Here is a 26,526-nt window from a genome sequence, read left to right on the forward strand (position 1 = left end):
AGTTTGTGAGAACGGCCCGCTTCGGCGGGCCGTTCGCTTTTGGGAGGAGAGAACATGGGATTGAGGATCTGGCTGCTCGTCGCAAGCGTCGCCTTGGGCGGAGCAGCGCCGGCAGTGGCTGCGGAAAGTGCGGATAGCGCGCGCGTTGATGCCTTGCTCGACCAGGCAGTGCAGCACTACCAGCTGCCCGGTATCGCCATGGGCGTGATCGAGGATGGCAAGCTTGTCTATCGCGGTACGCGCGGCGAGCTGGTTGCAGGGCAGGGTGCGGCGATCAACGACGACAGCCTGTTCAAGATCGCCTCGAACACGAAGGCGATGACCGCAGCAGTACTGGCGCGGCTGGTGCAGGCCGGCAAGCTGCGTTGGGATGATCCGGTCACCAAACACCTGCCGCAGTTCCGCATGCAGGACCCGTGGGTGACGCTTAACATGCAGGTGCGCGATCTGCTGATCCATAACAGCGGCCTCGGCCTGGGCGCAGGCGACCTGATGCTATGGCCCGAACCGAACAACTTTGATCGCCAGGACATCATTGCCGGCTTGGCGCATCTGAAGCCGACCGGTAGCTTCCGTAGTGAATACGCCTACGACAACCTGATGTATGTGGTGGCGGGCGAAGTCGCCGCTGCCGCAGGCGGCAAGCCATACGCGCAGTTGGTGCGCGAGGAGATCTTCCAGCCACTGGGCATGCAGCGCTGCCAGGTAGGTGCATGGTCACCGGCGGCGCTTGGCAATATCGCCCAGCCGCATCATCGTGATGGCAAGCGCAACGTCGCTGCCGAGCGCGATCCTGCACAGGTCACCGATTTCCCGTCGATGGCTGCTGGCGGAGTTCGCTGCAGCCTCAACGACATGCTGCGCTGGATGCAGGTGCTGCTGGACCCCGCGCAGGCGCCAGACTGGCTCGACGCGACCCAACGGCGTGCGCTGTGGACCGCGCATATGCCGATGCCGATCAGCCAGCGCCTGCGCGACTGGGACAACACGCACTTCTACGCCTACGGCTATGGCTGGCGTCTGTCGGATATGGATGGGCAGTGGAAGGTCGCGCATACCGGCACCTTGTCCGGCATGTATTCCTCGCTGGCCTTGTTGCCGGACCGCAAGACCGGCGTGGTGATCCTGATCAACGGTGAGGGCGAAGACGCACGCACGGCGCTGATGCAGGCCATGCTCAAGCACTACACCGCACCGGCCGCGAGCAATGACGTGCTGCATTACGCCAGGTTGATTGACGATGCGGCCGCGCAGCGCCGTTCGGCAGGGCATGTGCGCCCCGCATTGCCGAAGGCACGCCAGGCCACGCTGGCCGAGTTCGGCAGCAAGGTTGGCGTCTGGCAGGACCCGTGGTTCGGCGAGGTGTCCCTGTGCCCGCGTGATGGCACGCTGCAGTTCGCCTCGGTCAAGTCGCCGCGCATGAGCGGGCAGGTGATGCGTGCCGGTGAGCGCTGGTATGTGGCCTGGCAGGGATTGGGCGAAGATGCCGATGCCTGGCTGGAATTCTCCGGCGACGCCCAACATCCGCTGCTGCACCTGCGCGCCATCGACCCGGATATCGACTTCAGCTATGACTACCCCGATCTGGAATTCCAACGCCATGGCGATTGCCACTAAATCGCTGCCGTTGTTGCTGGCACTGCTGCCGTTCACCGTGCTTGCCCAGCAGGTGCAGGTATCGGCGGCAAAGACGCCGGCACAGGCCGGCATCGTCGATGTCACCACGCTGGCCCCGGACATCGCCCTGGACATCCGCTATGCCGGCACCGACAACTTTACTGGTCGCGTCGTCCCCGGCTATGACGCACCGCGTTGCTATCTGCTGCAGCCGGCGGCGCAGGCCCTGGCGCGGGTGCAGCGCGAACTGCGCGCGCAGGGCTATCGCCTGCAGGTGTTTGACTGCTACCGGCCAGTGCATTCGGTGACCTCGTTCGTTGCCTGGGTGCACGATGGCAATGATCAGATCGCCAAGCAGCGCTATTACCCCAATATCGACAAGAGCCGCCTGCTCGATGGCTATATCGCCGAAACCTCTGGCCATAGCCGGGCGGCGACGGTGGACCTGGGCGTGCTGGATTGCCGCAGCATGCCTTGCACCGCCTTGGACATGGGCACCGGCTTCGATCGCTTCGACGTGCTGGCGCATACCGCCAATCCCGATATCAGCGCGTTGCAGAAGCAGAACCGACAGCTGCTGCTGGGTGCGATGCAGGCGCAGGGTTTTGCCAACTATCCAATGGAATGGTGGCATTACACCTTCAAGCCCGAGCCCACGCCGACCACGGCCTACGACTTCCCGGTGCGTTGAGCGGGGCAGGGGCGGTTAGACTGCGGTTCCCTGTATGGACCGCGCTGCGCCCATGAATCTGGTTCTGCATTACGGCCTGCTCGGCTCGCTGGAAGCTGGCCTGATCGCCTTGGCGATCGGCTTTGTGGTGTTCGCACTGTGGTGGCAGGTGTGCCGACGCGCAGGGCTGCGCCATGGCCATGCCATCGCCTATGCCAGCCTGATTGCTGCGGCCATTGCTGCGGGCGTGGATGGCTGGAAGCTGTTTTCGCTGGGCATGGTCAACCTGCAGTCGCCGCTGTACGCCAAATTGGCGCTGGCGTCGATCCATGATCCGGACCAGCTGGGCACGCGGGTGCTGTTGGAATTGATTGGCGTGGCGGTTGGCGTTGGCCTGGGTTGGTTGTTGTTCAGTTCGCGGCAACCCTTGGCTGACACCACGCATGATGCTTGAGGCATCGGCATTGCATCGATAAGGACGATGCTTGGAACGCTCTAATCATCGGCTTACTTTCACTTCATGCACGGCTAACAGGGGAGGTAACCGCTGAGTCGGCACGAGTGGTTAACAGGATGTTCGCTGCGGTTTTCAGGGGTGCAAGCGATTCAGTCACAGCTTGTCAGGGTTGGGGTGTGCGGAATTCCCGCGCTTTAGCCAACACACGAGGAAGACCTGATGACCGTACGTAATCGCACTCCGCTGTTCGCCCTGGTTGCCATCGTAGGTTCCGCGCTTGCTTTGCCGGCAATGGCGCAGGATGCACAGGATCAGGCCGCCGCTGCGCAGGCACAGGCTGCGCAGGCGCAGGACTCGGCGGCACAGGCACAGAGTGCTGCAGCCAGCGCATCGAGCAGCGCCGCCAAGGCCTCGGCTGCGGCAGGTGGTGGTCAGAGTTGGGCTGATGTGGACGCCGATGGTGATGGCACCATCAGCAAGACAGAATCGCAGGCCAACGCCGGCCTGGCGCAGGTGTTCGACGAAGCCGATGGCAACAAGGATGGCAAGCTGACACCGGAGGAGTACCGGGCTTATGCGGCTGCGCATAAGAAGTAATTGGTAACCGGGTAGGGCTCGAAGAGCACCCCTCCCCTGCGCTATGCGCAAGGGAGGGGGTAGAAGCGGCATTGCGCGGTGAACCAGCAGTTTGCGCGGTCCGCTCCCTCCCTTGCACGCAGTGCAGGGGAGGGCCGGGGAGGGGTGCTCTTGCTGTTGCACTTTGCTTGAACTGCCATCCCAGCCAGCCAAACCCCGCCTTCCAGATGCAATCCCCTATTCACTGCGGGGCAGATTGCTATCCTGTGCGGCATGAACATGCAGACTTCCCCCTCCGCCATCGGCCTGGTCGGCTTCGACGGCGATGACACGCTCTGGAAGAGCGAAGACTATTACCAGAAGGCCGAGCACGAATTTGGCCTGATCCTCAGCAACTACATCGACCTGCACGACGCCGGCACCGCCCAGCATCTGCTCAAGGTGCAACGCCGGAATCTGGCCGTATTCGGCTACGGCGCCAAGGGCATGACCCTGTCGATGCTGGAAGCCGCCATCGAACTGACCGACGAGAATATCTCCGCGCACGATCTGCGCCAGATCGTCGAGATCGGCCGTCGCACGCTGGCGCATCCGGTCGATGTCATCGATGGCGTCCGTGAAGCCGTGGCGGCTATCGCTGCCGAATACCCGGTGGTGCTGATCACCAAGGGCGATCTGTTCCATCAGGAACAGAAGATCGAGCGTTCCGGCCTGCTGGATCTGTTCCCGCGCATCGAGATCATCTCGGAGAAGGATCAGTCCACCTACGCCAAGGTATTGGCCGAGTTCAACATGCCGGCCGAGCGTTTCGTGATGATCGGCAACTCGCTGCGCTCGGATATCGAGCCGGTGCTGGGGCTGGGCGGTTGGGGCATCCACACCCCGTACGCAATGACCTGGGCGCATGAGGCCGAGCACGGCGTCTCCGCGGAAGAGCCGCGCCTGCACCACGCCGACACCGCCCACCAGTGGCCGGAAGCGGTGCGCGCCGTCGCCGCGCAGGCTGCAGCGGCACGAGGCAACTGAGATGAGCGCGGCAGGCTCCCGGCAATCTCCACGTCGCACAGGCTTGCTGCTGCGGCTTGGGTTGCTGGCAACTGCCGTGCTGCCCCTGCCGTTGTTGGCCCAACAACCACCAACGGCAGCGGTGGCCGAGGTCTACGTGCCGGCCACCGGTGACGCCTGGGTGGACAAGCAGTTGGCCGATATCAACGCCTATGCCGCGCGCTACCCGGAAGCCTTCGTCGATGAGCTGGCGCGTTATGCCAGTGCGCGCCCGGGCTATGTGCAGGCCTTGCTGCAGGACCATGGCTGGAAACCGGGCGATGTCTATCTGGCCTGCTTCTGGGGCAAGCTCAACGGCAGCAACTGCCGTACCGCGGTGAAGGCCCGCGCACAACAGCCCGAGGCCAACTGGAAAGAGGTGTTGGCTGGCCTGCAGCCGGCCCCGGACAACCTGCGCTGGCGCGCCCTGCGCCACGCCATCGTCGCCAGTTTCGATCACTGGGACCGGCCGATCACGCTGGATCCGCTGCTGCAGCGTCAGCTCGGCGACCGCGCCCAGCGCGAGGCGGCAGCACGCAAAAGTGCCGCGCAGTAACCAGCGGCGGTAATTGCTGCCCTGCAGATAGGCGTAGCGGTCGATTCCGGGCGAAAATGGGCCTCCTTCGATTTCGCGTCAAAGCGCTTTGTCATGACCGCCGACCGTTTCGTTTCGCCCGATCACATCCGAAGCCTGTTCTCGCAGGCCATGTCGCATATGTACCGCACCGAAGTGCCGTTGTACGGCACGTTGGTGGAACTGGTTGGCGCGATCAACGCCGACGTCCTGGCCGCGCAGCCGGAGCTGGCCGCGCAGATGCAGCGCAGCGGCGAACGCGAGCGCCTGGACGTGGAACGTCATGGCGCGATCCGCGTCGGCACCGCGCAGGAGCTGGCCACGCTGGGTCGCCTGTTCGCGGTGATGGGCATGCAGCCGGTGGGTTATTACGATCTGTCGGTGGCCGGCGTGCCGGTGCATTCCACTGCGTTCCGGCCGGTCGACGGCGAGTCTTTGAACCGCAACCCGTTCCGCGTGTTCACCTCGCTGCTCCGGCTGGAACTGATTGAAGACGCCGCACTGCGCGAGCAGGCCGCCGAGATCCTGGCCCGCCGCAACATCTTCACCGCTGGCGCGCTGCAGCTGATCGAGCAGTGCGAGCGCGATGGCGGCCTGAGCGAAGACGATGCCTGGCGCTTCGTGGTCGAGTCGCTGGAAACCTTCCGCTGGCACAACGAAGCCACCGTGTCGCTGGAGACTTATCACGCCCTGCACGGCGCGCATCGTCTGGTTGCCGACGTGGTCAGCTTCCGTGGCCCGCATATCAACCACCTCACCCCGCGCACGCTGGACATCGATGCCGCACAGGTGGCGATGCAGTCGCGTGGTCTGGCGGCAAAGGCTGTGATCGAAGGCCCGCCGCGCCGCGACTGCGCCATCCTGCTGCGCCAGACCAGCTTCAAGGCGCTGGAGGAGCTGGTGCATTTCCCCTCCGGCGCGGACAACGACGCCGGTACCCATACCGCGCGTTTCGGTGAAATCGAACAGCGCGGCCTCGCGCTTACGCCGAAGGGACGCGATCTTTATGACGCCCTGCTTGCGCAGGCGCGTGGCGGTGAAGGCAGTGCCGGTGGTGACTACATGCAGCGTCTGCAGAGCGCGTTCACCGCGTTCCCGGATGACCATGCAACGCTGCGCCGCGAAGGCCTGGGCTATTACCGCTACAGCCTGACCGATGCCGGTCTTGCCGCTGATGCAGATACGCGTGCCTTGCCGGCGGAAGTGTTGATCGAGCGCGGCCTGGCCAGTGCTGATCCGATCATCTATGAGGATTTCCTGCCGGTGAGTGCGGCGGGTATTTTCCAATCGAATCTTGGCGGCGGCGAACAGCGTGCGTATGCCGCGCGTGCCAACCGCGATGCCTTCGAGCAGGCCCTGGGCGCGCCGGTCAGCGACGAGTTTGCGATCTACGAGCGCCTGCAGGCCGAGTCGCTGGCAGCCCTGAAGGGTTGATGCATTGCTCCCTCCCTTTGCCGCAGGCAAGGGGAGGGTTGGGGAGGGGTGCTTCTGCCGTTGCTTCAAGGCAACTGCATCAATCCACGCACGCCAAGCTTCAAACGCAGATCAAGCGCAGAAGCTTACCCCTCCCCAACCCTCCCCTGCGCTACGCGCAAGGGAGGGGGCACAAACGCCTGGCTCAATTGCCGTAACGGGTCTTCAACATCGCCCACGCCGAGCGCAGCGCCAGCGCTTCACCACCGGCCGGGCGGCCCGGGCGTTCGCCGTCGTTCCAGGCGTAGACGTCCAGATGCGCCCACACCTGTCCTTCGTTGATGAAACGCTCCAGGTACAGCGCTGCAGTCACCGAGCCGGCCATACGCGAGCCAGCGTTGGCCAGGTCGGCGATGCCGCTGTTGAGGTAGCGCAGGTAGGGACGCCACAACGGCATGCGCCAGACCGGGTCGCGCGTGCTGTCGCCGGCCTGCAGCCACTGGTTGGCCAGGGTGTCGTCATTGGCGAACAAAGCCGGCAGGTCCGGGCCTAGTGCGATGCGTGCAGCACCGGTGAGGGTGGCGAAATCGAGGATGGTGTCCGGGTTCTGCTCGCTGACGTAGGTCAACGCGTCGCACAGCACCAGCCGGCCTTCGGCGTCGGTGTTGTCGATCTCCACGGTGATGCCTTTGCGGGTGGTGATCACCTCGCCGGGACGGAAGGCATCCGGGCCGACGGCGTTTTCCACCGCAGCCACCACCAGGGTCAGCTGCACCGGCAGCTGCTGCGCCATCACCAAGCCTGCGAGCGCGATGGCGTGGGCGGCACCGCCCATGTCCTTCTTCATGTTGCGCATGCCGTCGGCCGGCTTCAGGTCCAGACCGCCGGTGTCGAAACACACGCCCTTGCCGACCAGTGCCAGATGCGGCGCACCCGGGTTGCCCCAGCGCAGCACGATCAGGCGCGGTGCGCGATGCGAGGCGCGGCCAACGGCGTGGATGGTCGGGAAATTCAGCTCCAGCAGTTCATCGCCGGCAATCACTTCCAGCTCGCCGCCATGGGCATCGACCAGATCGCGAGCGGCGTCTTCCAGCTGCTGCGGGCCCATGTCTTCGGTGGGCGTGTTGACCCAGTCGCGCACGCGCAGGCAGGCGGTCACCACGTCGAGAATTTCAGCGGCCGGCGTTGCCAGCAACTGTGCGGCCGGGCGCGCCAGCTTGCGGTAGCGGTCAAAGCGGTAGCTACCCAGGCCCCAGCCGATCTGCAGGTTGGCGCTGCTGCTGGCGTCCAGCGCGTTGGCAACCTGCCAGCTTGTACCGGCCGGCAGCGCGAACGGGGCATGCGCATAGGCGTAGGCATCGGCGTGGTCGCCAACGCCGAGCACGGCGCCGGTAATGCCGTTGTCGCCGGGCAACAACAGCACGCTGTTAGGTGCGGCATTGAACTGTTGTGCTGCGGCCCAGGCCTGCACGGCGGCCGGCTGCTGTGCTTTCCAAGCGGCGAAGCCGTCGCGGTCCAGCACGTACAACGGCAGGGCATTGGTGGAATCGGTGGTGTAAGCGGTAATCGGGGTCATGGTGTTCTCTTGCGTCTGCTGGCGGCCGTGGGCTTAGCGCTGCTGCGAGGATGCGTTCGCATCCAACCAGTCGGCCAGTCCGGTCAGGGTGTCGAACTGCAGGTCAGGCTGCAGCTCGGTGTGGGTCCATGAATGTTCTTCGCGGTTGATCCAGCAACCACGCAGGCCGGCGCGCATCGCGCCGGCTACGTCCATTTCGGCATGATCGCCGACATGCAGTACCTGCGCGTGTTCAACGCCGAGGCGTTCGCAGGCGGCATGGAAAATACTGGGGTCCGGCTTGGCTGCACCGTGCTCGCGCGAACCCAGCTGGAAGGCGAACAGCTCGCCGATACCAATCCGATGCAGGTCGGCATTGCCGTTGCTCACTGCAGCCACCGGCACGCGCGCGGCGATTCGGCGCAGTGCGGCCAGTGCATCGGGATAGAACTCGACCTGGTTGCGTGCGGCGTAGAACGCTTCGTAGGCGGGGTCCAGCAGGTCCATGCTCGCGCCGCTGTTTTCCAGCGCCTCGGCCAGGGTCAGCCGGCGCAATGCGCTCAGGTCGTAATGCAGATGCGGGTTGTCGCGGAACGAGCGTTCGCGCAGTTCACGCATGGCCGCGACCGGGTACATGCGGGCGGTGGCCGGGCTGTGTTCCAGCATCCAGTCATGCAGCACCTGGTCGATGCGGGCACCTATGGGAGCGAACGGCCACAGGGTGTCGTCCAGATCGAGGGTGATGGCGAGTACGGGGAAATTCATCCGGGCATTTTACGCCAAGCCCATGAGCCGGGCCTGTAGGGGCCGTGGCTGCCCGCTTTTGTAGGAGCCGGGGGGGGGGGCGCGGCGGGGCGCAACACAGGTGGGGGGGGGGGGGGGGGGGGGGGCCGCGCCCCGAGGGGGCGGGGGGGGCGGGGGGCGCACTCCCAGCCCCCCCAACACCCTCTGGCGCTCCCCCCCGGTGGGGCCCCCCCACCCCCCGGCGCGGGGCCCCCCCCGCCCAAAAAAACCCCGACGTTTATTCCAGCAGCTTGGCCCAGCCGTGCATGCCGTCGACGCGGCTCAGCACCAGCTTCACGCAGACCAGCAGCGGTACCGCCAGCAGCAGGCCGACCATGCCCCACAGCCAGCCGAACAACATCAGCGCCAGGATCAGCATCAGCGGCGATATCGCCATGCGGCGGCCAAGCACGATAGGTGTGATCAATTGCCCCTCCAGCGTATGCAGGGCCAGGTAGGCCAGCGCCGGCAGCAAGGCGGTCAGTGGATCGCGGAATTCGACGAAGCCCATCAGCAGCATCAGCACGATGCCGATCAGCGGCCCCACATACGGGGCGAAGTTCAGCAGCGCGGCCACCGTGCCCCACAGCAGGGCCTCGGGCAGGGCGATGCCGAGCAGCATCAGTACGCCGGACAGGAGCAGGCCCAGGCCAACGTTGATGAGGGTGATGGTCAATACATAGCGCGATATCTCCCGCTCGATCGAGCGCAATATCTCGGCGGTGAAGCGCTTCTGCTGGCGGTTGGGCAGCAGGGCGATCACATGCCGCTGCAGGTTTTCGCCGTAGATCATGAAGAACAGGGTCAGCAGCACCACCGCCAGCGCCGAGGCGGCCAGCTTGGGCGTGCGCACCAGTGCCTTGTAGGGATCGTCGAGCTGGGTGCGTATTACCTGCACCTTGCGGTTGCCTTCACCGCCGGCGGCGCGGGCGAAGCTCTCCGCGGCCTGGTTGGCCTGCTGCACCGGTTTGACGAAGTCCTGCACCTGCCGCGAGATCTGCCGCATCTGCTGCGGCGCTTCCTGCACCCATTCGGTGGCGGGGCCGGCCAGCTGCACGGTCAGGGCGGTGCTGCCGGCCAGGCCCGCGGACAGCACCAGCAGTGCGCCGAGAAAACGCGGCAGGTGCAGTTTCTGCAGCAGGCGGATGATGGGGTTGCCAATCAGCGCGAAGAACATCGCCAGCAGCACCGGCAGGATCACTTCCTGCGCGGCCCACAACGTATAGCCCACCGCCAGCGTCGCCAGCACCACCAGCGAGACGGGCGCGCGTGGGCGTGGTGCAGGAGGTTCTGCTGGGCGGGCTGTGGCTTCGGGCAAGGTGTCAGACATGCAGGCGGCGCTCCGTGAACGGAACGGCGCGCGGTGGCGCCGTGCTCAGGATTCTGACAGTTCTGTCGCCGCTTCGGCGGGGCCGGGTGGCGTGTTGTTGTTACGCATAGTGGTGGGCGGCTGCGTGTCGTCTTCGGTCTCGCTGGCATCTTCATCTGCATCGGCCGCAGCCTGCCCGGCCATCACCCCGGCCGCTGCCGCAGCGGCGGCAAACGAGGCGACCGAAGCCTGCGCGCTGCTGACCAGCCCGGACACCGAGCCGATCATCTGCAGCCAGCGACTGCCGCTGAAGGCACCGCCGGGTTCCAGCTTGCCAGCCAGGAAGCCGCCGGCCAGGCCGACCACCACGATGCGGCCGGGTGTCCATGCACTGCGCCAGCTCTGGTTGAGCAGGTTCCATTGCTGGGTGGTTTCCTCGCCACGCACCTGCACCACGGCTTCGGCGCGGCGTACACGGCGTTGCAGGGCTTCAAAATTCACGGTGTGTGCTCCCCGGGGATCTTCACTTCGGCATCGGGGTCTTCGCCGCCGGGCTCATCAAACAGGCCCAGCCGCGACAACTGCCGGCGGGTGGCATGCATGCCGGTGTGGTGGAAGAAATACGACACCCGCCAGATCGCGTAGCCGGTGACGGCCAGGCTGGTGAGGGTGGGGATCAGCAGCGAGACGAACAGCGACAAGCCCATGTATTGCAGCATCGCCACCGCCGTGGCCGCCAACAGCAGCCATGCCGAGGCACCGAACACGATGGCCACGCCGCTCCATGCCAATGAGCGGCCAAACGCGCTGCGCGCCAAGGACAGGTCGGCCGAAGCCAGCCGGCGCAGGGAGCGCAGCGTGTTGGAAGCCGAGTCCAGCGTCTGCCGGCCGGCCGCGCCAACCTGGCGGATGCTTTCTTCCAGCCCGGGCGCCTGGCCCGGGGTGGAATCGTCGCCAGTGGGCGGTGTTGCGTTATCGCTCACGCCGATCAGTCGTTGCTGCGGGCGAGCTTGGCGATGATCCAGCCAGCGGCGAAGGCCACGCCGAACGAGGCCAGCGGACGCTCACGGATGAGGTCGGCGGCGCTGTCGATCAAGTCCTTGCCCTTGTCCATCAAGGCATCGACCTGTTCCTTGGCGGCGGCACCGCCCAGTTCAGCGGCAGCCAGGCCAGACAGCGCGCTGTCGGACAGCTCGGCCTTCATGTTGGCCTTGCCCAGACGCAATTCGTCACCGGCGGCACCGGCCGCGCCCTTGACGGCTGAGCCAGCGGCGGAAGCGGCGGACTTCAGGTGTGCGCCAGCCTCGCCCAGGTGTTCCTTCATGTTCTCGGTATTGGTGGGGCTCATCGTGATCTCCTGGTTTCAGCGGGTGCGCCAGATGGCGCGCGGTTGCAACAGAACTCAACAAATAGCAGTTGCCGGGTGTAAACAACGTTACGCCAGCACAACAAGATGCTCACCTAGGGATCATCGCATCATCAATTGGCCGCGCTGGCTGCCGCCGCGCAGGATGCTGAGCACCAGCTGCGGCGGGCGTTGGCCGAAGCTGGCACGCCAGCCGGCGAGGTCGGTGAAGGCACCACTGCTGGCTGCAAGAATCACGTCACCACTGGCCAGACCTGATTGCGCGGCGCGGCTGCCACGCGCCACTTCACTGACCAGTACGCCGTTGATGCCGGCCTGGCGCAGCGATTCGGGCAGGTCGGCGAATGTAGCCCCGCTCAGGCGCGGGTCCAGCGTGTCGCCGGCGACGGCGCGCGGTTGTTCCTTCAAGGTGGCCTTGAGCTGCAGCGGCTTGCCGTCGCGGCGCACTTCCAGATCAACCGTGCGGCCGACCGTGGAGAGACCTTCAAAGTTGTGCAGTGCCTGCGCGCTGTCCACGCGCTGCCCATTGATGGCGGTGACCACGTCGCCAGCCTTGACCCCCGCCGCTGCTGCACCGGAGCCGGCAAGCACGCGTGTAACCAGCGCGCCGCGTGCTTCTTCCAGACCCAGGCCCTGCGCGATCTGCGGGGTCAGGTTCTGCGTTTCCACGCCCAACGTGCCGCGCACCACCACACCCTTGGTGATCAGCTGCTCGACCACGTCGCGGGCAAGATTGGACGGAATGGCCAGGCCCAGGCCGATGTTGCCGGCCATGCTGCCCTGCGGGTTGTAGCTGGCGGTATTGATGCCAACCAGCTGGCCGTTGAGGTTGACCAGTGCGCCGCCGGAGTTGCCCGGGTTGATCGAGGCATCGGTCTGGATGAAGTTCTGGTAGCCCAGCCCGCGTATACCACTGCGGCCCACCGCCGAGACGATGCCGGAGGTGACGGTCTGGCTGAAGCCGAACGGGTTGCCGATCGCCACCACGAAGTCACCCACGCGCAGCTGGTCGCTGTTGCCCAGCGGCAGGGCGGTGAGCTTTTCGGCCGGGATGCGGATCAGCGCGATGTCGGTGTCGCGGTCCGAACCGAGGAATTCGGCCTTGACCGTGCGCCCGTCTGCCAGGGTGACCTGCACGTCGTCGGCGTTCTCGACCACATGGTGGTTGGTCAGCACGTAACCGCGCGCTGCATCGATGATCACGCCCGAGCCCAGCGACTCGTTGATGCGCTCCTGCGGCACCTGCGGGAACAGGCGGCGGAAGAATGGATCGTCGAAGTAGGGGTTGCGTACCCGCACCACCTGCTTGGTATTGACGCTGACCACGGCCGGCATGGCCTGTTCCAGCATCGGCGCCAGTGACGGCACTGCTTGCCCGGCAACGGCAGACGGCAATGCGGCGGTGGTGGGCAATACCGTGCTCAACGAGGCGGCGTCGGCGCGGTTGTCCAGGTGGGCATTGATGGCGGTGGCGGTGAAACCACCAAAGGCGGCTGCCAGGGCCAGGGTCAGCAGGGTCGGGATGGGGCGCATTGCCGGGGGTTCCATGCGGGGGCGCCCGAGGGCGGCGCCGGGGTGGGGCGGGTTGCTGAACACGAGTGTGGCGGGGGGCGGCTAAATCGGCAATGAAACTTCTGCATTGCCGCAATCCCAAGAGCCTCAAGCCCTGCACGGAATGCAATAGAGAAGACGTACATTTTTCGTTTGACATCACCCCGTGGGTGGGTAAGCTTGGTCCGGTCATCACCCACTAGATGTTGGGTTGATGTGAAAAGCGTCCCCAAGCAGTAGGGTTTAGTGCTCGGGGTGCAAGCACCCCAACGGAAGGCGTGCAATGACCGCGACAGTGATGCAGAAAACCGGTTTTTCCCGGAATCCCCTCATCCCGCCGACAGGCGCGTAAGTACGCGCCTGCGCGTCGTTGTCTTTGCTGCCCGGCCCGTTCGGGAAGAGAAAATCGCACCGCAAGGTGCCCCAGGAGAGTTTCCACAATCATGAGTACGGTGCGTCTGGAAGTGGTCAGCAATCAAACCAAGTCGGACATGATCCCTCTGCAACCTGCCTCGCAGGACATCTGGGAAAAGAAGTACCGCCTCACGACCAAGGCGGGCGAAGCGCTGGATGCCGATATCGATGGCACCTACCTGCGCGTGGCCCGTGCCCTGGCGGACGCCGAGGCAACCGACGACAAGCGCGCCTACTGGTTCGAGCGTTTCGCCTGGGCCCTGCGCCGTGGCGCGATCCCGGCGGGCCGCATCACTTCCAATGCCGGCGCGCAGCAGCACAAGCCGGCGACCAGCACCATCAACTGCACCGTGTCGGGCACCATCACCGACTCGATGGACGGCATTCTGGAGAAGGTCCACGAAGCGGGCCTGACCCTGAAGGCCGGCTGCGGTATCGGCTATGAGTTCAGCACCCTGCGTCCGCGCGGTGCCTTCGTTGCCGGCGCGGGCGCCTACACCTCCGGGCCGATGTCCTTCATGGATATCTACGACAAGATGTGCTTCACCGTGTCCTCGGCCGGTGGCCGTCGTGGCGCGCAGATGGGCACCTTCGACGTGTCGCACCCGGACGTGAAGGACTTCATCCGCGCCAAGCGCGAGGACGGGCGTCTGCGCCAGTTCAACCTGTCGCTGCTGATCACCGACGGCTTCATGGACGCGGTCAACACCGACGCCGACTGGCAGCTGGTGTTCCCGATCAACACCAAGGAACAGGCCGAAGTCGACCAGAACGCCACCGACGTGGTCTGGCGCGAGTGGCCGACCCACGAAAACTACATCGTCCACGATGACGGCCTGGTGGCCTGCAAGGTATACGGCCACATCCGTGCCCGTCACCTGTGGGACATGATCATGGTCTCCACCTATGACTACGCCGAGCCGGGTTTCATCCTGATCGACCGCGTCAACGAGATGAACAACAACTGGTGGTGCGAGAACATCCGCGCCACCAACCCCTGCGGCGAGCAGCCGCTGCCGCCCTACGGCGCCTGCCTGCTGGGCTCGGTGAACCTGACCAAGTTCGTGCGCGACCCGTTCACCGACAAGGCCTCGTTCGACTGGGACGAGTACAAGGAAGTGGTGCGCGTGTTCACCCGCATGCTGGACAACGTGGTGGAAGTGAACGGCCTGCCGCTGGAGCAGCAGCGCAACGAGATCATGCGCAAGCGCCGCCACGGCATGGGCTTCCTCGGCCTGGGCAGCACCATGACCATGCTGAAGATGAAGTACGGCAGCACCGAATCCTGCGAGTTCACCGAAGCCATTGCCCGCGACATGGCCGTGGCCGGCTGGGAAACCGGCCTGGAGCTGGCCCGTGAGAAGGGCGCCGCCCCGATCATGGAAGAGCAGTTCGACGTCACCGCAGCCATGCTGCGCCAGCGCCCGGAAATGAAGAAGGACGGCTGGAAGGTCGGCCAGAAGATCGCCGGCAAGGTGCTGCACGCCCGCTACAGCCGCTACATGCAGCGCGTGGCCACGGTGGCCCCGGAGCTGGTGGAAGAACTGGCCACGGTCGGTTCGCGCTTCACCCACCACAGCTCCATCGCCCCGACCGGCACCATCAGCCTGTCGCTGGCCAACAATGCCTCCAACGGCATCGAGCCCTCGTTCGCGCACCACTACAGCCGCAACGTGATCCGCGAAGGCAAGAAGTCCAAGGAAAAGGTGGACGTGTTCTCGTTCGAGCTGCTGGCCTACCGCCAGCTGGTCAACGACAAGGCCATGCCGTTCTCCGACGAGGCTGACGCCAAGCTGCCGGAGTACTTCATCAGCGCCGACGACATCTCGCCCAAGGAACACGTGGACGTGCAGGCCGCCGCGCAGAAGTGGGTGGACAGCTCGATCTCCAAGACCGCGAACGTACCCACCGATTACCCGTACGAGCAGTTCAAGGACATCTACCGCTACGCCCACGAGCAGGGCCTGAAGGGCTGCACCACCTTCCGTTTCAACCCGGCGGCCTTCCAGGGCGTGCTGGTCAAGGAAGCGGATCTGGAGAACACCACCTACCGCTTCGAGCTGGAAGACGGCCAGGTGGTGGAGGTCAAGGGCAACGAACAGATCGAGTACGACGGCGAGATGCACACCGCCGCCAACCTGTTCGACGCCCTGAAAGAAGGCTACTACGGCAAGTTCTGAGTGCCTTCATCGCCCTCCCGGCCGCGCGCTGGGAGGGCATGACGGTGGCTTCGCCGCCACCTTCCTGTTGCGCGCTTGTTTCACGTTGCATCGGCTTCGATATAGCATCGCCACATTACAGACCCGATGCCCTTAGGAGGGCTTTATGAGCAATGGTAATGGTGTGACCGCGACCGTAACCCAGGTTGCCGAGAACGTGAAAGAAACCGTCAAGGAAACCGTTGCCCACGCGGGCGAGAGCATCGCGGCAACCGCCAGCGACGCCGTGGTCGCAGTGAAGGCCAGTGCAAAGAAGGTCGAGGCCGGCGCCAAGAAGCAGGTTGCCAAGGTCAAGAAGGCCGTCAAGAAGGCTGAAAAGGCCGTCAAGAAAGCCGAGAAGGTTGTCGCCAAAAAGGCCAGCGCGGCCAAGAAGGAAGTAAAGAAGAAGGTCGCTTCCGTGCGCCAGAAGCTGGAAGCCGCCAAGGCCAACGCCAAGGCCGAAGCCACCGAACTGAAGAAGAAGGGCGCCGGCAAGCGTGCGGCCACCAAGAAGGCCATCGCCAAGGTCGAGAAGAAGGCTGCTACCAAGGTCGCCTCGGCCAAGAAGACGGTGAAGGCTGCCGAGAAGAAGGTCGCCAAGGCCGTCGGCAAGAAGGCTGCTGCCGCCAAGAAGTCGGTGAAGGCCACCGAGAAGAAGATTGCCAAGGCTGTCGTCAAGAAGACCGCCGCTGCCAAGAAGGCAGTGAAGAAGGTCGAAAAGAAGGCTGCCAAGAAGGTCGCCGCCGTCAAGAAGACGGTGAAGGCCACTGAAAAGAAGGTCGCCAAGAAAGTAGCCGTCAGCAAGAAGACTGCTGCCAAGAAGGTTGCCGTGGCCAAGAAGACTGTGGCCAAGAAGGCCGCTACTGTAAAGAAGACGGTTGCCAAAAAGGCCACCGCAGTGAAGAAGGCCGCCAAGAAGGCGACCCGCAAGTAAGCCGCACCGCGCGCCCCGTCCCGCAGGGACGGGGTTGCCGCCACCTGCATCGCAGCACCACAACGTATAACCAGGATTCGCACCATGGCCGTCAAGATCGACAAGAAAATCAAGGGTTACTCCGTCGTCACTCCGGACGACAAAGCCCGTGAAACAGCAGCGGCCAAGGCCCCGGTCACGGTGGCCCAGGACGAATCCACGATCGACAACATCGTGCATATGCACGAGCGCATCGAGCGCCCGGAAGTGCTGATCGGCAGCACCTACAAGATCAAATCACCGCTGGTGGAGCACGCTTTCTACGTGACCATCAACGACATCGTGCTCAACCAGGGCACCGAGCACGAACTGCGCCGTCCGTTCGAAATCTTCATCAACTCCAAGTCGATGGAGCATTTCCAGTGGATCGTGGCGCTGACCCGCATCATGTCCGCTGTGTTCCGCAAAGGCGGCGACGTCACCTTCATCGTTGACGAAATGAAGGCCGTGTTCGACCCGAAGGGCGGTTACTTCAAGGCCGGCGGCGTGTACATGCCGTCGCTGGTGGCTGAGCTCGGCTCCATCGTCGAAGAGCACATGAAGACCATCGGCCTGCTGCACGACCCGGAAATGAGCGCCCACCAGCGCGCCCTGATCGCCGAGAAGCGCAAGCAGTTCGAAGAACGCTCAAAAAAAAACAGTGAAGTAAACGCAGCGCCGGCGCAAAGCGCCGCGCTCGCCCCCTCCCTTTCGCAAAGCGAAGGGGAGGGCCAGGGAGGGGTAGTTTCTGAGGTTTTTGTTCTTGAAGCCGACCCCGAAAGCGCCGACAACGGCAGCTTCCCAGCCAGCGCCAGCATGTGCCACAAGTGCAGCACCAAGGCGCTTGTGATCATGGACGGCTGCCAGACTTGCTTGAATTGTGGGTATAGCAAGTGCGGTTGATGGGTCGAGGACTTAGATAAGAGATGGGGTCAGGTGCTTGATTGAACCTGGCCCTTCTCTATTTTGGCGAGAGCGTCTTGCAGTGTAATGTTGAACCTAATTTCCACTTGATTTGTTCTTTGAGCAGACGTTGGCGCCATTTTCTTCGGTTGCATGTTGTCTGAGGCTGATCGATTGAGTTTTACCAGCGGCGCTTTTTCTTGACCTCGTATTCAAGTGCTATGCACTTCTGGTCGTACTCCATGACGGATTCTGCAACCTGCCGACTTGCGAGTCCAAAAAGTGTGCTGATCATGAGTGTTCGCCTCGAATCATCAACTGATTGGGTCGGCGCAAGGAAGAGGGCTTGGATGGATTTCATCGTGGATATGACTGCGGTCGCACGAAAGTAGATTGCTGTAAGGTCTTCCGTAGCTTTCCGGCCCAACACGCCAGCAGTCTCCAATGATTTTCGCGTTATGGGGAACATTTCCTCTTTCAGCGGAGCGACTAGCGGGATCAATTTTCCGCTTTTTGCAGAGGCTTCATACTCTTTGAAAGAGTTTTCAAGATCCTGTCGAACGACCTCGTCTCGATGCATTTTTAGTTCAGCCAGTGCTCCAGCGAGCTCGGCCGCAGCCTTCCGGTACTCGACGCGACGGTCGGTCCACCATTTTCCGAGTAGCGTAATTGAAACCCCGAAGAGAGCTGTCAGCGCTGGCAGCCACGGAACAGGCATGGTCGCGGTCGCAAACAGTCCCTGCATAACAAAGATTCCTTCTGCTGACATGGCCAATTCTCGTTCCCTATTGGATCCCGATCATAGGCTGAAAGTGACCTGGCTCTTCTAAACATATGTCGAGAGCGAAAACAGGGGCAAGAAAGCAGGTGCTGATCGAGCGTCGGGTTTCCGCACTGGCCCTTTGTTGTTAGATGGGTTTGGATTGCCAGTATCAGCCGGACAACGGGAAGCAGGTTCACTTCCGTTAAAACAAGAGGGCTGGCGGCTTGTGGGAGCGGCGTAAGCCGCGAAGCACGTACATCATCAGATCACACAAATGCCAAGGGCTTCAGCAATGTCAGCTTCGCGGCTTACGCCGCTCCCACAAATAGTCAATCCGCGCGGAAAAGATCCGGGCGGCGGAGTCGGTTTTCCCTGCTTGGAGCATTGGGCTGGAGTCGGGTTTTCCGCTCTGGCCCTTGTGTTGTTAACGGTGACCTAGTTCGGGTGTCGACTCCCCGTAAACTCGGCCCATCGACTCTTACGGTCCCGGGTGCGCCGAGTTTGCCCTGGCTACTAAGGTGCATTTCTACAGGGCAAATTTGGATATGATCCAGCGCCGGGCACATCTCCCTATCCTTGGGGTAGGGGGTGATGGAGCATCGGCATTCCATTTTAATCAAGGGGGATGTATGCGGCATGTTCTTATCGCGCTGTTCGTAGTTTGTATGTTGCCTGCCTGTGTCAGCACAAAAACCGTCAAGGCGGATATGCCAACGCTGCAGCAGGCGGGGCATCAGACGGTGATCGTCAGCAAGCGGGAGTTGCCATCCTTTGGTGCGGTGACTGCCGGCAAGGCGGGGTTTGGCTTGATCGGTGCTGCCGCCATTATTTCCGCCGGAAATACGATTGTCAGAGAGAACCAGATCGAAGACCCGGCCGTGGCGATTGCGGATGGACTCAGTCGGGCGCTGGCGGAGAAATTGTCCGTGCCAGTGCGCTTGGCGGATGGCCTGCTGGACTCGACCAATCCTGCTGCGATGGCCAAGCAATACCCCGGCGCGGGTTTGCTGCTTGATGTCCAGACCGTCAACTGGAGCTTTGCGTACTTCCCGACCGATTGGAACAACTATCGGGTCATCTACAGCGTGAAACTGCGTTTGATCGATACGCGTACGGGCAAGCTTCTGGCCGAGGGCTTCTGCGCGCGGGTCCCGGAGTACAGCGATGATGCCCCCAGCCATGAAGAACTGCTTGGAAACAGCGCCGCCGAGCTCAAGGCGCGCTTGAAGCGTTCTGGTGAGCAGTGCCAGGAAGAGTTGAAGTCGCAGACTCTGGGCCTGACCTGATCGAGGTTGGTCAGCAGCGGCAATCTGGTGCCAGAGCGAGGTTTTTGCTCTGGCTCAGTGTGAAAAATGGGGATATGAAAACAGGGGCAGAGCAGGGTTCCCTATCAGGCCCTTGCTCGTAGCGTGCTGTTGGCTTTCTAGAATGGCCACGAACGGCGTCAGGTTCACTTTCGAAAGAGTGAGCGGATAGGGCAGCGTAGCTTAGTTGAACGCAGCGCATGCGGGATACGTAATGCTTGAGAAGCAGTGGTCTGGGTCGCCCTCCTATATTCTCAAGAATTGGAGGGAGCTGCCGATTGTTGGTGGTGTCTTTCTTTGGTTGAACCTTCTGATGGAAGTGGTCTTCGTCCTCCTAACGTGCGTTGTGCTCTACCAGTTTGTCGACGCAAAGACATACGCGAAACCGTGGCGTCTCTTTGCAGTGTCCTTGATTGCTTTGTTGATCGGAACTCAATTCCAACATGTGTTTGATGGCCTGGTACGAGCCCTGGAAAAAGCGGGGCGCTCAGTTGATTCGCTCGAGGATTTGCGCCATTTTATTTCCTTGCTAAATGTGATGTTGACAGGAATGGGGGGAGCACTGCTGGGTGCGGCAGTGAGCAACAGGGCGCAGCAGTGCTACCTCGTGGAAGAGCGCAAAGCGAGATCGGAAATCAGAGAGCTGAGAGCAAATATCGGGAAGCTTGGTGAGCGCTATCGCCAACTCACTGCGATGGACGGGGTGGCGGCAACGAATGTCTCAGCCTTGTTGATTGAAGAGCGGCTGAGGCTTGGAGAGCTCGAGAAAGAATGGCCTCACCTTGCAGAGGGTCCCTGAGAAGAGAAAAGCGGGGGGGACAGAGCGGGGCCTCCGCTGTCAACTATTTTGTTGATAGTGCAAAAACAGGGGCGAAACACGGGCAGAGTCTGGTTTTCGCTCTGGCCTTCGTTCGCTGGTTGGTATTGTGTCCCAGGAACGACTGGACTTGCTGCGCTGTTATCGCGGAATCGACAAGGCAATCGCCAAGAAATGGCCGGATAGGTGCACGTTGTACTTTGTGGAAACCTCTATCTATCAAGGCGTATCTGTTTTTTCCCGACCTGTATCTTTTTTAATCGTAAAGAAATTGAAACCAATCATGGGCTGTGCTGGCTTAGCTCCTGTCCTGTAGGCGCAGGGATTGCTTCAAGGAAGCCGGGTCTGATCGATAAGGGGGCGTCGCCCCGAATCCCCGAGATGGTTCGTATCCCAGGCCACATCCGCGGCATCACACCAACTTGCGCACCCTTGTATCCGCTGCCTTCAACAGCGCTCCATCAACCCCCTGCAGCCGCATCAACGGAACCGGCTTGCCGGTGCGGTTGTCCAGCAGCTGCGAATGCCGCTCGCCCCGCTCGTACAGGTGCTGCTCGCCCCATTGGCGCAGGGCGACGAGGATGGGGAACAGGCTCTCACCCTTCGGGGTGAGCACGTATTCCTGGTACGCCGTGCCGTCCGATGCGGCATGCAGCTGCAGGATATCGGCATCCACGAGTTTGCGCAGGCGGTCGGTGAGGATGTTGCGGGCCATGCCCAGGCTGCGCTGGAAGTCGCCGAAGCGGCGCACGCCATCGAATGCGTCGCGCAGGATGAGCAGCGACCAGCGGTCGCCGACAAGGTCGAGGCTGCGGGCTACCGGGCAGGGGGAGTCGGATTCGAGGCTGCGGCGGGACATGGCGACTCCTGTGGTTGAACCCATTGTAGTTGCATTTTAAAACCACAGTTCGCTAGCATGCATCTGGTTGCGATATGCAACTGGATTCGGATGCGCCATGAACCTGCCTTTGGAAAGTGCTTTGGAACGCCCCGAGGCAGCTGTGACGCGGGTAGGTCAGGCGCTGCCTGCCGATCTGGTATGGCTGTTCGCCATCGCCAGCGGGTTGTGCGTTGCCAATGTGTACTACGCGCAGCCCCTGCTGGACCTGCTTGCTGCATCGCTGGGCATCAGTCTGGCTGCGGTTGGCAGCGTGGTGACCGCAACCCAGATCGGCAGCGCCTTGGCCTTGCTGCTGCTCGTGCCCTTGGGCGACAGGATGGAGCGCCGCCGCCTGATGCTGGTCCAGCAACTGGGCTTGGTGGTCGCGCTGTTGTGGGTGGGCTGGGTGCAATCACCGTGGCTGTTGCTGGCGGGCATGCTGGCGATTGGTCTGCTCGGCACGGCGATGACGCAGGGCCTGATTGCCTACGCGGCCAGCGCTGCGGGTGACGGCGAGCGTGGGCGGGTGGTGGGTGCCGCGCAGGCCGGTGTGTTCATCGGCCTGTTGATGGCGCGGGTGGTTGCGGGTGGCATCGCCGATCTGGGCGGCTGGCGCAGCGTTTACGTCGTTTCTGCACTGGCAATGTTGCTGCTGGCCGGCCTGCTTCATCGCAAACTGCCACGATTGCCTGTAGCGCCAGTGAGCCTGGGCTACCTGCAGCTGATCGACTCGATGGCGCGCCTGCTGCGAGAGGATCGGGTACTGCAGATCAGAGGAATGCTGGCGCTGCTGATGTTCGCCGCGTTCAACATCTTCTGGAGCGCGCTGGTGCTGCCGTTGAGTGCGCCACCCTACGGCTACTCACACACGGTGATTGGCGCATTCGGTCTGGTGGGCGTGATTGGCGCACTGGGCGCTGCCGGTGCGGGGCGCTGGGTGGACAAGGGGCGTGGCCAGACCGTCACGGCGATGGCGCTGTTGGTGCTGTTGTTGGCGTGGTGGCCGTTGTCCTTGATGCCGGTGTCGTTGTGGGCGCTGGCGCTCGGCATTGTGTTGCTGGACCTTGGTGGGCAGGCGCTGCACGTGAGCAACCAGAGCATGATCCTTCGCGAGCGGCCTGAAGCACATAGTCGGCTGGTCGGGCTTTACATGCTGTTCTACGCAGCAGGCAGCGGGATGGGGGCCATCGCCGCCACGACGACGTATGTTCATGCAGGCTGGAGCGGCGTCTGTATGCTGGGCGCTGTTACCTGCTGCGTCGCCTTGTTGTTCTGGCTTGCCACGCGGCGGTTCATGCCTGGACCTTCGCGGTAGCAGACCGGGGCATGCGCTGCGGCCGGCTGCTGTGAGGGGTATGGCGTCGCTGTGCTGGCCGCGCAGTGGCAGCGTCGCTTCCCGCGGGAGTGAGGTTGCTCGCGAAACCGGTTGAATATGTGGCGTGCTGGCGATGAGGCTGTTTGAGTGCGTCGGCTTCGCGGCTTACGCCGCTCCTACAAAAGTCGGGGCCGTCTCCCATGGTGGTGGACGCTACAATCAGCGGGCCTCCATGGTGCCATGGGGAAAGCATTGGACGCGGTCTGTTGATCATCTTGGGGTGGAAAATGAAAGTGCGGATTCTGGGTGTGTCGTTGTTGGTGGGCCTGTTGCTGGGTTGCAAGCCAGTGCCTGCAGGTGATGCAGAGGCCACTGCTGCGGCGCCAGCGCCCGAGGCGCAGGCCAGTGCAGAACCTGATGACGGGATCGTGGACACCGAATCGTCTCCTTATGAAGAAGGGGACCCCGAGGGTGATGCACCCACGCCGGCCGCGTTCGACTATGAGCCAAGCTGCGAGGAAGCCCCGCTGGCGACGCACTTTTTCACCCTGGTTGGCGGCAATACCGTGGACAACTGCGGTCGCGCTGATGTCAGGCTGAGTGCGGCGTTTGACGCATTGTTGAAGGAGGCGGCGCAGTACGATGTTGCCGATCCGGACATGCCGTCGCAGCGCGAGCGGCTGCTCAGCGGCCCCAGCGCACCGGGCGTGCCGAAGACACTGGGTCGCGAGACCTGGTGGTATTACACCGCCTGCCAGGCGCATCAATGCGGTGAGCACGCGTTGGCGATGCTCTATCAGCCGGAGCAGGCGCGCTTGGTTGGCCGGCTGGTTTCGCAGTGCAAGGCGGTTTGGCTGGGCAACCCCAGCGCCGAACAGCGTGCGCTCATCGATGAAGTGCGGCCGCTGGACCCTGCATTGCTGAAGGGCGACGGCAGCTGCGAGGACGCAGCGTAGCCCGCGCTGTGTTGTTCTGCCGCCGTCGCTGCTCCTGCAGAGTGCACGGGAGCAGCCCGCTGATGGAGGCAATACGGTGCCATCAAAAGGCGTGCAGGAACTATCATGCGCGTCAGGCACAGGGAGGTGTGGTGTGATCGAACGGATGCGCGATGCGGCCAGCGGTATGCCGTCGGCAGCGGTACGGCTACGCGGGACTGATATACGGCGCTGCCTGCTGGCGGTAGAGGGGAGCGCGGCATGAGGTTTCTGCTGCTCCTTGTTCTGTTGATGGCGCAGGCCGGGATGGGCGCGCTTGCCGCGCCCGAAGTTGTTGCGGCTACCGGGGGTGTAGTGATCGCAACGCCACCGCCTGCCACCAATGCGGTGATCGCGCCATTGGCCACAACAGCGGCCGCGCGGCTCTACTATTCCGAAACCGGGCAGCGGCGCGACAAGGACATAGGCGTATTGTTCCTGGTGCTTGGGTTTTTGCTGCTTTTCATCCTGATCGGATGGCTGGCCACCTATTTTTCCCGGGAAAAGACGCAGAAGCCGGTGGCGGCGCTGCCGCGTGTACCGGTGCGTATGCATTGGTACGACGGTACCGGTTTGCCGATCGCGGACTGGGGGCGCATCGACGAAGACGCGCCAGCGGGAATGGATGGCGTTGCCACGCACATCCATCGTACGTCCGCGGCAAAGGAATGGCTGGAGGCGCTCAACCAGCGTCTGGGTGAGCACTACCGGATCACCGAGTCCGCGGATTTCCTGCTGTTGTCGAACCTGATGGTACGGCCCGGCGAGGTATTCCTTGCAAGCTGCCAGCGTCTGCTGTCGTGCATCAACCGCAACCTGGGCGAGCTTGCCGCCGAGCAGAACCAGGGCAAGCACGTGGTGATGGTGTTTGCCGACCAGGAGGACTACTACGCCTATGTCTCACACTACTACCCGGAGGACGGCGAGTACGCCATGTCATCTGGCATGTTCATCAAGGCCGGGTACGGGCATTTCGTGATGCCGCTGGAGATCATGGATGCGATGGAGCCGGTGATCGCGCATGAGCTCACGCACTGCCTGCTGCAGCATCTGCCGATTCCTGCATGGTTGAACGAAGGCTTGGCGGTGAACACCGAGCACACGTTGTACCCGCAGCTGGCAGCGCCCGGTGCGCAGATGTATTTCCCGCATGAGGTTGCCGCCCAACACGCGGCCTACTGGAACGAAGAGAGCATCCAGGCCTTCTGGTCGGGAAAATCCTTCCTCGCTGCAGACGATGGCAACCGGCTCTCCTACGATCTGGCCAAGAAGATCACCGCGCTTGCGGCGGGAGATGAACGGTCATTCCGAATGTTCGTTGCAACAGCACAGATGAGTGATGGGGGCCTGGCAGCGGAACAGCACCTGGGTTACCCGATCCAGAACCTGCTCGAAGCGGTACTTGGCGAAGGCGATTGGGCACCGAGGCCGGACACATGGATGCAGGGTGTCGAGCGGGGGCAGTTCTAGAATTGATATGGCTTGCGGGACATCGCTTGCGACAAGCGATGTGCGCCTTGCAGGAACGACGTGAGTCGCGAAGCTGGGCGCCTGCGCGCACCCGGGTGCCGTGCAACTACGGTAAGCAGACGGCTTTCAGATCTGTGGCTTCGCGGCTGACGCCGCTCCTGCAAAACATCGGGTGGAGCCTGGTGTCAGCCCGCAGCGATATAAGGCGGGTAGTCGATGTAGCCCTTGCTGTTTCCGCCGTAGAACGTACTCGGATCTGCCTTGGCCAGCGGGTAGCCGTGACGCAGGCGTGCGACCAGGTCCGGGTTGCTGATGAAAGGAACGCCAAAGCCGACCAGGTCGATCAGGCCTTCGTTGATCAGCGCTTGGGCTGATTCGCGGTTCAGCCCGCCGGCAAGAATCAAGGTGGTTTCCGGCAACTTGCTCTTGATGGTCTTGAGCAGCGTGTTGAAGCCGGTCTGACCTGGCTCGCTGCTTGAGTAGCCGGCCTGGTTCATCAGGTGCACGAAGCCCAGCTTGCGCTCGCCGATGGCCTCCGCAAGCGCTGTGTAAGTCTCATCGGTCTGCGGGTACGCCGGCATGTCAAAAATGTTGCCGTAAGGCGAGAGGCGGATGCCAGTGCGGGCAGCGCCGATGCGCGCGACGATGGCGTCGATCACTTCCAACGTGAAACGGATGCGATTCTCCAGCGTATCGGCCGAGTATTGATCGGTTCGGTCGTTGACCAGCGGGTTGAGGAACTGCTCGTGCAGGTAGCCGTTGGCGCCGTGGATTTCCACGCCATCGAAGCCTGCATCAATCGCGTTCTGCGCGGCCTGGGCAAAGTCGTTCACCACTCGCGCCACTTCTTCGGTGCTCAGCTGGCGCGGCGCTGGCGGATCGACCATGCCGGGTTCGCCTTGCTCGTTGTAACCGAAGGCCTTGGAGTTGGCGGGTTGCTTGCTGCTGGCGCTGACCGGTGTGTGGCCTTGGTCCTGGATCGACGGGTGCGACATGCGGCCGACGTGCCATAACTGCGCGACGATCTTGCCGCCGAGCGCATGCACCGAGTTGGTGGTCAGGCGCCAGCCTTCAATCTGCGCGGGCGTGTAGATGCCTGGATTGAACAGATAGCCCTGGCCTTCGCGCGAGATCGGTGTGCCTTCGCTGACGATCAGTCCTGCGCTGGCGCGCTGGGCGTAGTACAGCGCCACGCGCTCGTCGGCGATGTCATCCGGCGCGCGCGAACGGGTCATCGGCGCCATGACGATGCGGTTGGAAAGAGTGGTTCCTGCAAGCGTGTACGGTTCGAAAAGCGAGGTCATTTCAGTGTTCCGGGAAAGCGAAAGGGGAGGGCATGGCCTGGTGACTGCGCATGACTGCTGCGGCTGGGCAGGTGCGAGGTCGCTGACCCCAAAGACATGGGCACGGGGGTATCTGCCCACAACGCGCTGAGATGGAAAGCAGAGTTGCGGTTTGGGGATGCTCCGGGTGTTGGCCGGAATCCCGGCGCCAGCAGAAGCTTGATTGCCGCCTGAGGCGGTCCTTATCTTTTGTGGGAGCGGGGGCGGGCCCGCGGGCGGGTTGGGCCCAAGCCGCGCGAGGAAGGGGGTGGGTGAATTTTTGTAGGGGGATATTTGGG

The 26,526-nt window shown here is 63.1% G+C and carries 25 protein-coding genes; 15 read left to right on the plus strand and 10 right to left on the minus strand.

Going from position 1 to position 26,526, the window contains the following annotated elements; genetic code table 11:
- Window positions 1–54 precede the first annotated feature (54 nt).
- From ACVOL0_RS10805 to hglS, 7 genes are all read left to right on the plus strand, one after another.
- Entirely contained in the window at window positions 55–1,617 is a 1,563-nt protein-coding gene (locus tag ACVOL0_RS10805) for a serine hydrolase domain-containing protein (RefSeq protein ID WP_481549095.1), read from the plus strand.
- Window positions 1,601–2,308, plus strand: coding sequence for a M15 family metallopeptidase (locus ACVOL0_RS10810; protein ID WP_481549096.1), 708 nt, complete (start codon window positions 1,601–1,603; stop codon window positions 2,306–2,308). The genes ACVOL0_RS10805 and ACVOL0_RS10810 overlap by 17 nt, the downstream gene beginning before the upstream one ends.
- Before the next feature lie 52 nt (window positions 2,309–2,360).
- Complete coding sequence (locus ACVOL0_RS10815) at window positions 2,361–2,741, plus strand: hypothetical protein (RefSeq protein WP_481549097.1); 381 nt, start codon at window positions 2,361–2,363, stop codon at window positions 2,739–2,741.
- 222 nt (window positions 2,742–2,963) lie between these two features.
- A complete protein-coding gene (locus ACVOL0_RS10820) occupies window positions 2,964–3,341 on the plus strand; it encodes an EF-hand domain-containing protein (protein ID WP_481549098.1) in 378 nt (125 codons plus the stop codon).
- A 252-nt stretch (window positions 3,342–3,593) separates the two neighbouring features.
- Window positions 3,594–4,346, plus strand: a complete 753-nt coding sequence (locus tag ACVOL0_RS10825; protein ID WP_481549099.1) for an HAD family hydrolase — start codon at window positions 3,594–3,596, stop codon at window positions 4,344–4,346.
- 1 nt (window position 4,347) lies between these two features.
- On the plus strand, window positions 4,348–4,920 hold the full coding sequence (locus ACVOL0_RS10830; protein WP_481549100.1) for a hypothetical protein: 573 nt from the start codon (window positions 4,348–4,350) through the stop codon (window positions 4,918–4,920).
- A gap of 93 nt (window positions 4,921–5,013) precedes the next feature.
- Window positions 5,014–6,372, plus strand: coding sequence for a 2-oxoadipate dioxygenase/decarboxylase HglS (gene hglS, locus ACVOL0_RS10835; protein WP_481549101.1), 1,359 nt, complete (start codon window positions 5,014–5,016; stop codon window positions 6,370–6,372).
- Between the two features lie 184 nt (window positions 6,373–6,556).
- On the opposite strand, the gene ACVOL0_RS10840 is transcribed toward hglS, so the two are convergent.
- From ACVOL0_RS10840 to ACVOL0_RS10870, 7 genes are all read right to left on the minus strand, one after another.
- Window positions 6,557–7,927: a leucyl aminopeptidase family protein gene (locus ACVOL0_RS10840; protein ID WP_481549102.1), complete on the minus strand. Its 1,371-nt coding sequence runs from the start codon at window positions 7,925–7,927 to the stop codon at window positions 6,557–6,559.
- 33 nt (window positions 7,928–7,960) lie between these two features.
- The gene (locus ACVOL0_RS10845) at window positions 7,961–8,671 is read right to left on the minus strand and encodes an HAD family hydrolase (RefSeq protein WP_481549103.1); all 711 of its coding nucleotides are present in this window, start codon (window positions 8,669–8,671) and stop codon (window positions 7,961–7,963) included.
- Between the two features lie 256 nt (window positions 8,672–8,927).
- On the minus strand, window positions 8,928–10,019 hold the full coding sequence (locus ACVOL0_RS10850) for an AI-2E family transporter (protein WP_481549104.1): 1,092 nt from the start codon (window positions 10,017–10,019) through the stop codon (window positions 8,928–8,930).
- Window positions 10,020–10,064: 45 nt separating this feature from the next.
- Window positions 10,065–10,499 carry a protein sip-5 gene (locus ACVOL0_RS10855; protein WP_481549105.1) on the minus strand — a complete coding sequence of 145 codons (435 nt, stop codon included), beginning with the start codon at window positions 10,497–10,499 and terminating at the stop codon, window positions 10,065–10,067.
- On the minus strand, window positions 10,496–10,981 hold the full coding sequence (locus tag ACVOL0_RS10860) for a phage holin family protein (RefSeq protein ID WP_481549106.1): 486 nt from the start codon (window positions 10,979–10,981) through the stop codon (window positions 10,496–10,498). The genes ACVOL0_RS10855 and ACVOL0_RS10860 overlap by 4 nt, the downstream gene beginning before the upstream one ends.
- A gap of 5 nt (window positions 10,982–10,986) precedes the next feature.
- A complete protein-coding gene (locus ACVOL0_RS10865; protein ID WP_296246876.1) occupies window positions 10,987–11,346 on the minus strand; it encodes a hypothetical protein in 360 nt (119 codons plus the stop codon).
- A 120-nt stretch (window positions 11,347–11,466) separates the two neighbouring features.
- The gene (locus ACVOL0_RS10870) at window positions 11,467–12,897 is read right to left on the minus strand and encodes a Do family serine endopeptidase (RefSeq protein WP_481513308.1); all 1,431 of its coding nucleotides are present in this window, start codon (window positions 12,895–12,897) and stop codon (window positions 11,467–11,469) included.
- A gap of 461 nt (window positions 12,898–13,358) precedes the next feature.
- Between ACVOL0_RS10870 and ACVOL0_RS10875 the strand changes: the two genes are divergently transcribed.
- The 3 genes from ACVOL0_RS10875 (at window position 13,359) to ACVOL0_RS10885 (ending at window position 17,382) form a co-directional block, all read left to right on the plus strand.
- Window positions 13,359–15,509 carry an adenosylcobalamin-dependent ribonucleoside-diphosphate reductase gene (locus ACVOL0_RS10875; RefSeq protein WP_481549107.1) on the plus strand — a complete coding sequence of 717 codons (2,151 nt, stop codon included), beginning with the start codon at window positions 13,359–13,361 and terminating at the stop codon, window positions 15,507–15,509.
- Between the two features lie 145 nt (window positions 15,510–15,654).
- Entirely contained in the window at window positions 15,655–16,461 is an 807-nt protein-coding gene (locus tag ACVOL0_RS10880; RefSeq protein ID WP_481549108.1) for a histone, read from the plus strand.
- Between the two features lie 84 nt (window positions 16,462–16,545).
- Window positions 16,546–17,382 carry a TSCPD domain-containing protein gene (locus ACVOL0_RS10885; RefSeq protein ID WP_481549109.1) on the plus strand — a complete coding sequence of 279 codons (837 nt, stop codon included), beginning with the start codon at window positions 16,546–16,548 and terminating at the stop codon, window positions 17,380–17,382.
- 181 nt (window positions 17,383–17,563) lie between these two features.
- Here ACVOL0_RS10885 and ACVOL0_RS10890 read toward each other — a convergent pair whose 3' ends face one another.
- A complete protein-coding gene (locus ACVOL0_RS10890) occupies window positions 17,564–18,151 on the minus strand; it encodes a hypothetical protein (RefSeq protein ID WP_481549110.1) in 588 nt (195 codons plus the stop codon).
- A gap of 539 nt (window positions 18,152–18,690) precedes the next feature.
- Between ACVOL0_RS10890 and ACVOL0_RS10895 the strand changes: the two genes are divergently transcribed.
- Window positions 18,691–19,431, plus strand: a complete 741-nt coding sequence (locus ACVOL0_RS10895; protein WP_481549111.1) for a hypothetical protein — start codon at window positions 18,691–18,693, stop codon at window positions 19,429–19,431.
- 232 nt (window positions 19,432–19,663) lie between these two features.
- Window positions 19,664–20,248: a hypothetical protein gene (locus tag ACVOL0_RS10900; RefSeq protein WP_481549112.1), complete on the plus strand. Its 585-nt coding sequence runs from the start codon at window positions 19,664–19,666 to the stop codon at window positions 20,246–20,248.
- 430 nt (window positions 20,249–20,678) lie between these two features.
- Here ACVOL0_RS10900 and ACVOL0_RS10905 read toward each other — a convergent pair whose 3' ends face one another.
- Window positions 20,679–21,125: a winged helix-turn-helix transcriptional regulator gene (locus ACVOL0_RS10905; protein WP_481549113.1), complete on the minus strand. Its 447-nt coding sequence runs from the start codon at window positions 21,123–21,125 to the stop codon at window positions 20,679–20,681.
- Between the two features lie 97 nt (window positions 21,126–21,222).
- Between ACVOL0_RS10905 and ACVOL0_RS10910 the strand changes: the two genes are divergently transcribed.
- The 3 genes from ACVOL0_RS10910 to ACVOL0_RS10920 all read left to right on the plus strand — a co-directional run bounded on the left by ACVOL0_RS10910 (window position 21,223) and on the right by ACVOL0_RS10920 (window position 24,905).
- On the plus strand, window positions 21,223–22,461 hold the full coding sequence (locus ACVOL0_RS10910) for an MFS transporter (protein ID WP_481549114.1): 1,239 nt from the start codon (window positions 21,223–21,225) through the stop codon (window positions 22,459–22,461).
- Window positions 22,462–22,748: 287 nt separating this feature from the next.
- Entirely contained in the window at window positions 22,749–23,417 is a 669-nt protein-coding gene (locus tag ACVOL0_RS10915) for a hypothetical protein (RefSeq protein WP_481549115.1), read from the plus strand.
- Between the two features lie 240 nt (window positions 23,418–23,657).
- Window positions 23,658–24,905 (plus strand): hypothetical protein, encoded by a 1,248-nt coding sequence (locus ACVOL0_RS10920; protein WP_481549116.1) that lies wholly within the window; start codon window positions 23,658–23,660, stop codon window positions 24,903–24,905.
- 185 nt (window positions 24,906–25,090) lie between these two features.
- Here the strand turns inward: ACVOL0_RS10920 and ACVOL0_RS10925 are convergent, their stop codons facing one another.
- A complete protein-coding gene (locus ACVOL0_RS10925; RefSeq protein WP_481549117.1) occupies window positions 25,091–26,209 on the minus strand; it encodes an alkene reductase in 1,119 nt (372 codons plus the stop codon).
- Window positions 26,210–26,526: the final 317 nt, after the last annotated feature.

Source organism: Stenotrophomonas sp. STEN021, from assembly GCF_056760175.1.

Coding starts and splice junctions, on each gene's coding strand:
- ACVOL0_RS10805 (WP_481549095.1), top strand. CDS start 55: ATGGGATTGAGGATCTGGCTGCTCGTCGCAAGCGTCGCCTTGGGCGGA.
- ACVOL0_RS10810 (WP_481549096.1), top strand. CDS start 1,601: ATGGCGATTGCCACTAAATCGCTGCCGTTGTTGCTGGCACTGCTGCCG.
- ACVOL0_RS10815 (WP_481549097.1), top strand. CDS start 2,361: ATGAATCTGGTTCTGCATTACGGCCTGCTCGGCTCGCTGGAAGCTGGC.
- ACVOL0_RS10820 (WP_481549098.1), top strand. CDS start 2,964: ATGACCGTACGTAATCGCACTCCGCTGTTCGCCCTGGTTGCCATCGTA.
- ACVOL0_RS10825 (WP_481549099.1), top strand. CDS start 3,594: ATGAACATGCAGACTTCCCCCTCCGCCATCGGCCTGGTCGGCTTCGAC.
- ACVOL0_RS10830 (WP_481549100.1), top strand. CDS start 4,348: ATGAGCGCGGCAGGCTCCCGGCAATCTCCACGTCGCACAGGCTTGCTG.
- hglS (WP_481549101.1), top strand. CDS start 5,014: ATGACCGCCGACCGTTTCGTTTCGCCCGATCACATCCGAAGCCTGTTC.
- ACVOL0_RS10840 (WP_481549102.1), bottom strand. CDS start 7,927: ATGACCCCGATTACCGCTTACACCACCGATTCCACCAATGCCCTGCCG.
- ACVOL0_RS10845 (WP_481549103.1), bottom strand. CDS start 8,671: ATGAATTTCCCCGTACTCGCCATCACCCTCGATCTGGACGACACCCTG.
- ACVOL0_RS10850 (WP_481549104.1), bottom strand. CDS start 10,019: ATGTCTGACACCTTGCCCGAAGCCACAGCCCGCCCAGCAGAACCTCCT.
- ACVOL0_RS10865 (WP_296246876.1), bottom strand. CDS start 11,346: ATGAGCCCCACCAATACCGAGAACATGAAGGAACACCTGGGCGAGGCT.
- ACVOL0_RS10870 (WP_481513308.1), bottom strand. CDS start 12,897: ATGCGCCCCATCCCGACCCTGCTGACCCTGGCCCTGGCAGCCGCCTTT.
- ACVOL0_RS10875 (WP_481549107.1), top strand. CDS start 13,359: ATGAGTACGGTGCGTCTGGAAGTGGTCAGCAATCAAACCAAGTCGGAC.
- ACVOL0_RS10880 (WP_481549108.1), top strand. CDS start 15,655: ATGAGCAATGGTAATGGTGTGACCGCGACCGTAACCCAGGTTGCCGAG.
- ACVOL0_RS10885 (WP_481549109.1), top strand. CDS start 16,546: ATGGCCGTCAAGATCGACAAGAAAATCAAGGGTTACTCCGTCGTCACT.
- ACVOL0_RS10890 (WP_481549110.1), bottom strand. CDS start 18,151: ATGTCAGCAGAAGGAATCTTTGTTATGCAGGGACTGTTTGCGACCGCG.
- ACVOL0_RS10895 (WP_481549111.1), top strand. CDS start 18,691: ATGATCCAGCGCCGGGCACATCTCCCTATCCTTGGGGTAGGGGGTGAT.
- ACVOL0_RS10900 (WP_481549112.1), top strand. CDS start 19,664: ATGCTTGAGAAGCAGTGGTCTGGGTCGCCCTCCTATATTCTCAAGAAT.
- ACVOL0_RS10905 (WP_481549113.1), bottom strand. CDS start 21,125: ATGTCCCGCCGCAGCCTCGAATCCGACTCCCCCTGCCCGGTAGCCCGC.
- ACVOL0_RS10910 (WP_481549114.1), top strand. CDS start 21,223: ATGAACCTGCCTTTGGAAAGTGCTTTGGAACGCCCCGAGGCAGCTGTG.
- ACVOL0_RS10915 (WP_481549115.1), top strand. CDS start 22,749: ATGAAAGTGCGGATTCTGGGTGTGTCGTTGTTGGTGGGCCTGTTGCTG.
- ACVOL0_RS10920 (WP_481549116.1), top strand. CDS start 23,658: ATGAGGTTTCTGCTGCTCCTTGTTCTGTTGATGGCGCAGGCCGGGATG.
- ACVOL0_RS10925 (WP_481549117.1), bottom strand. CDS start 26,209: ATGACCTCGCTTTTCGAACCGTACACGCTTGCAGGAACCACTCTTTCC.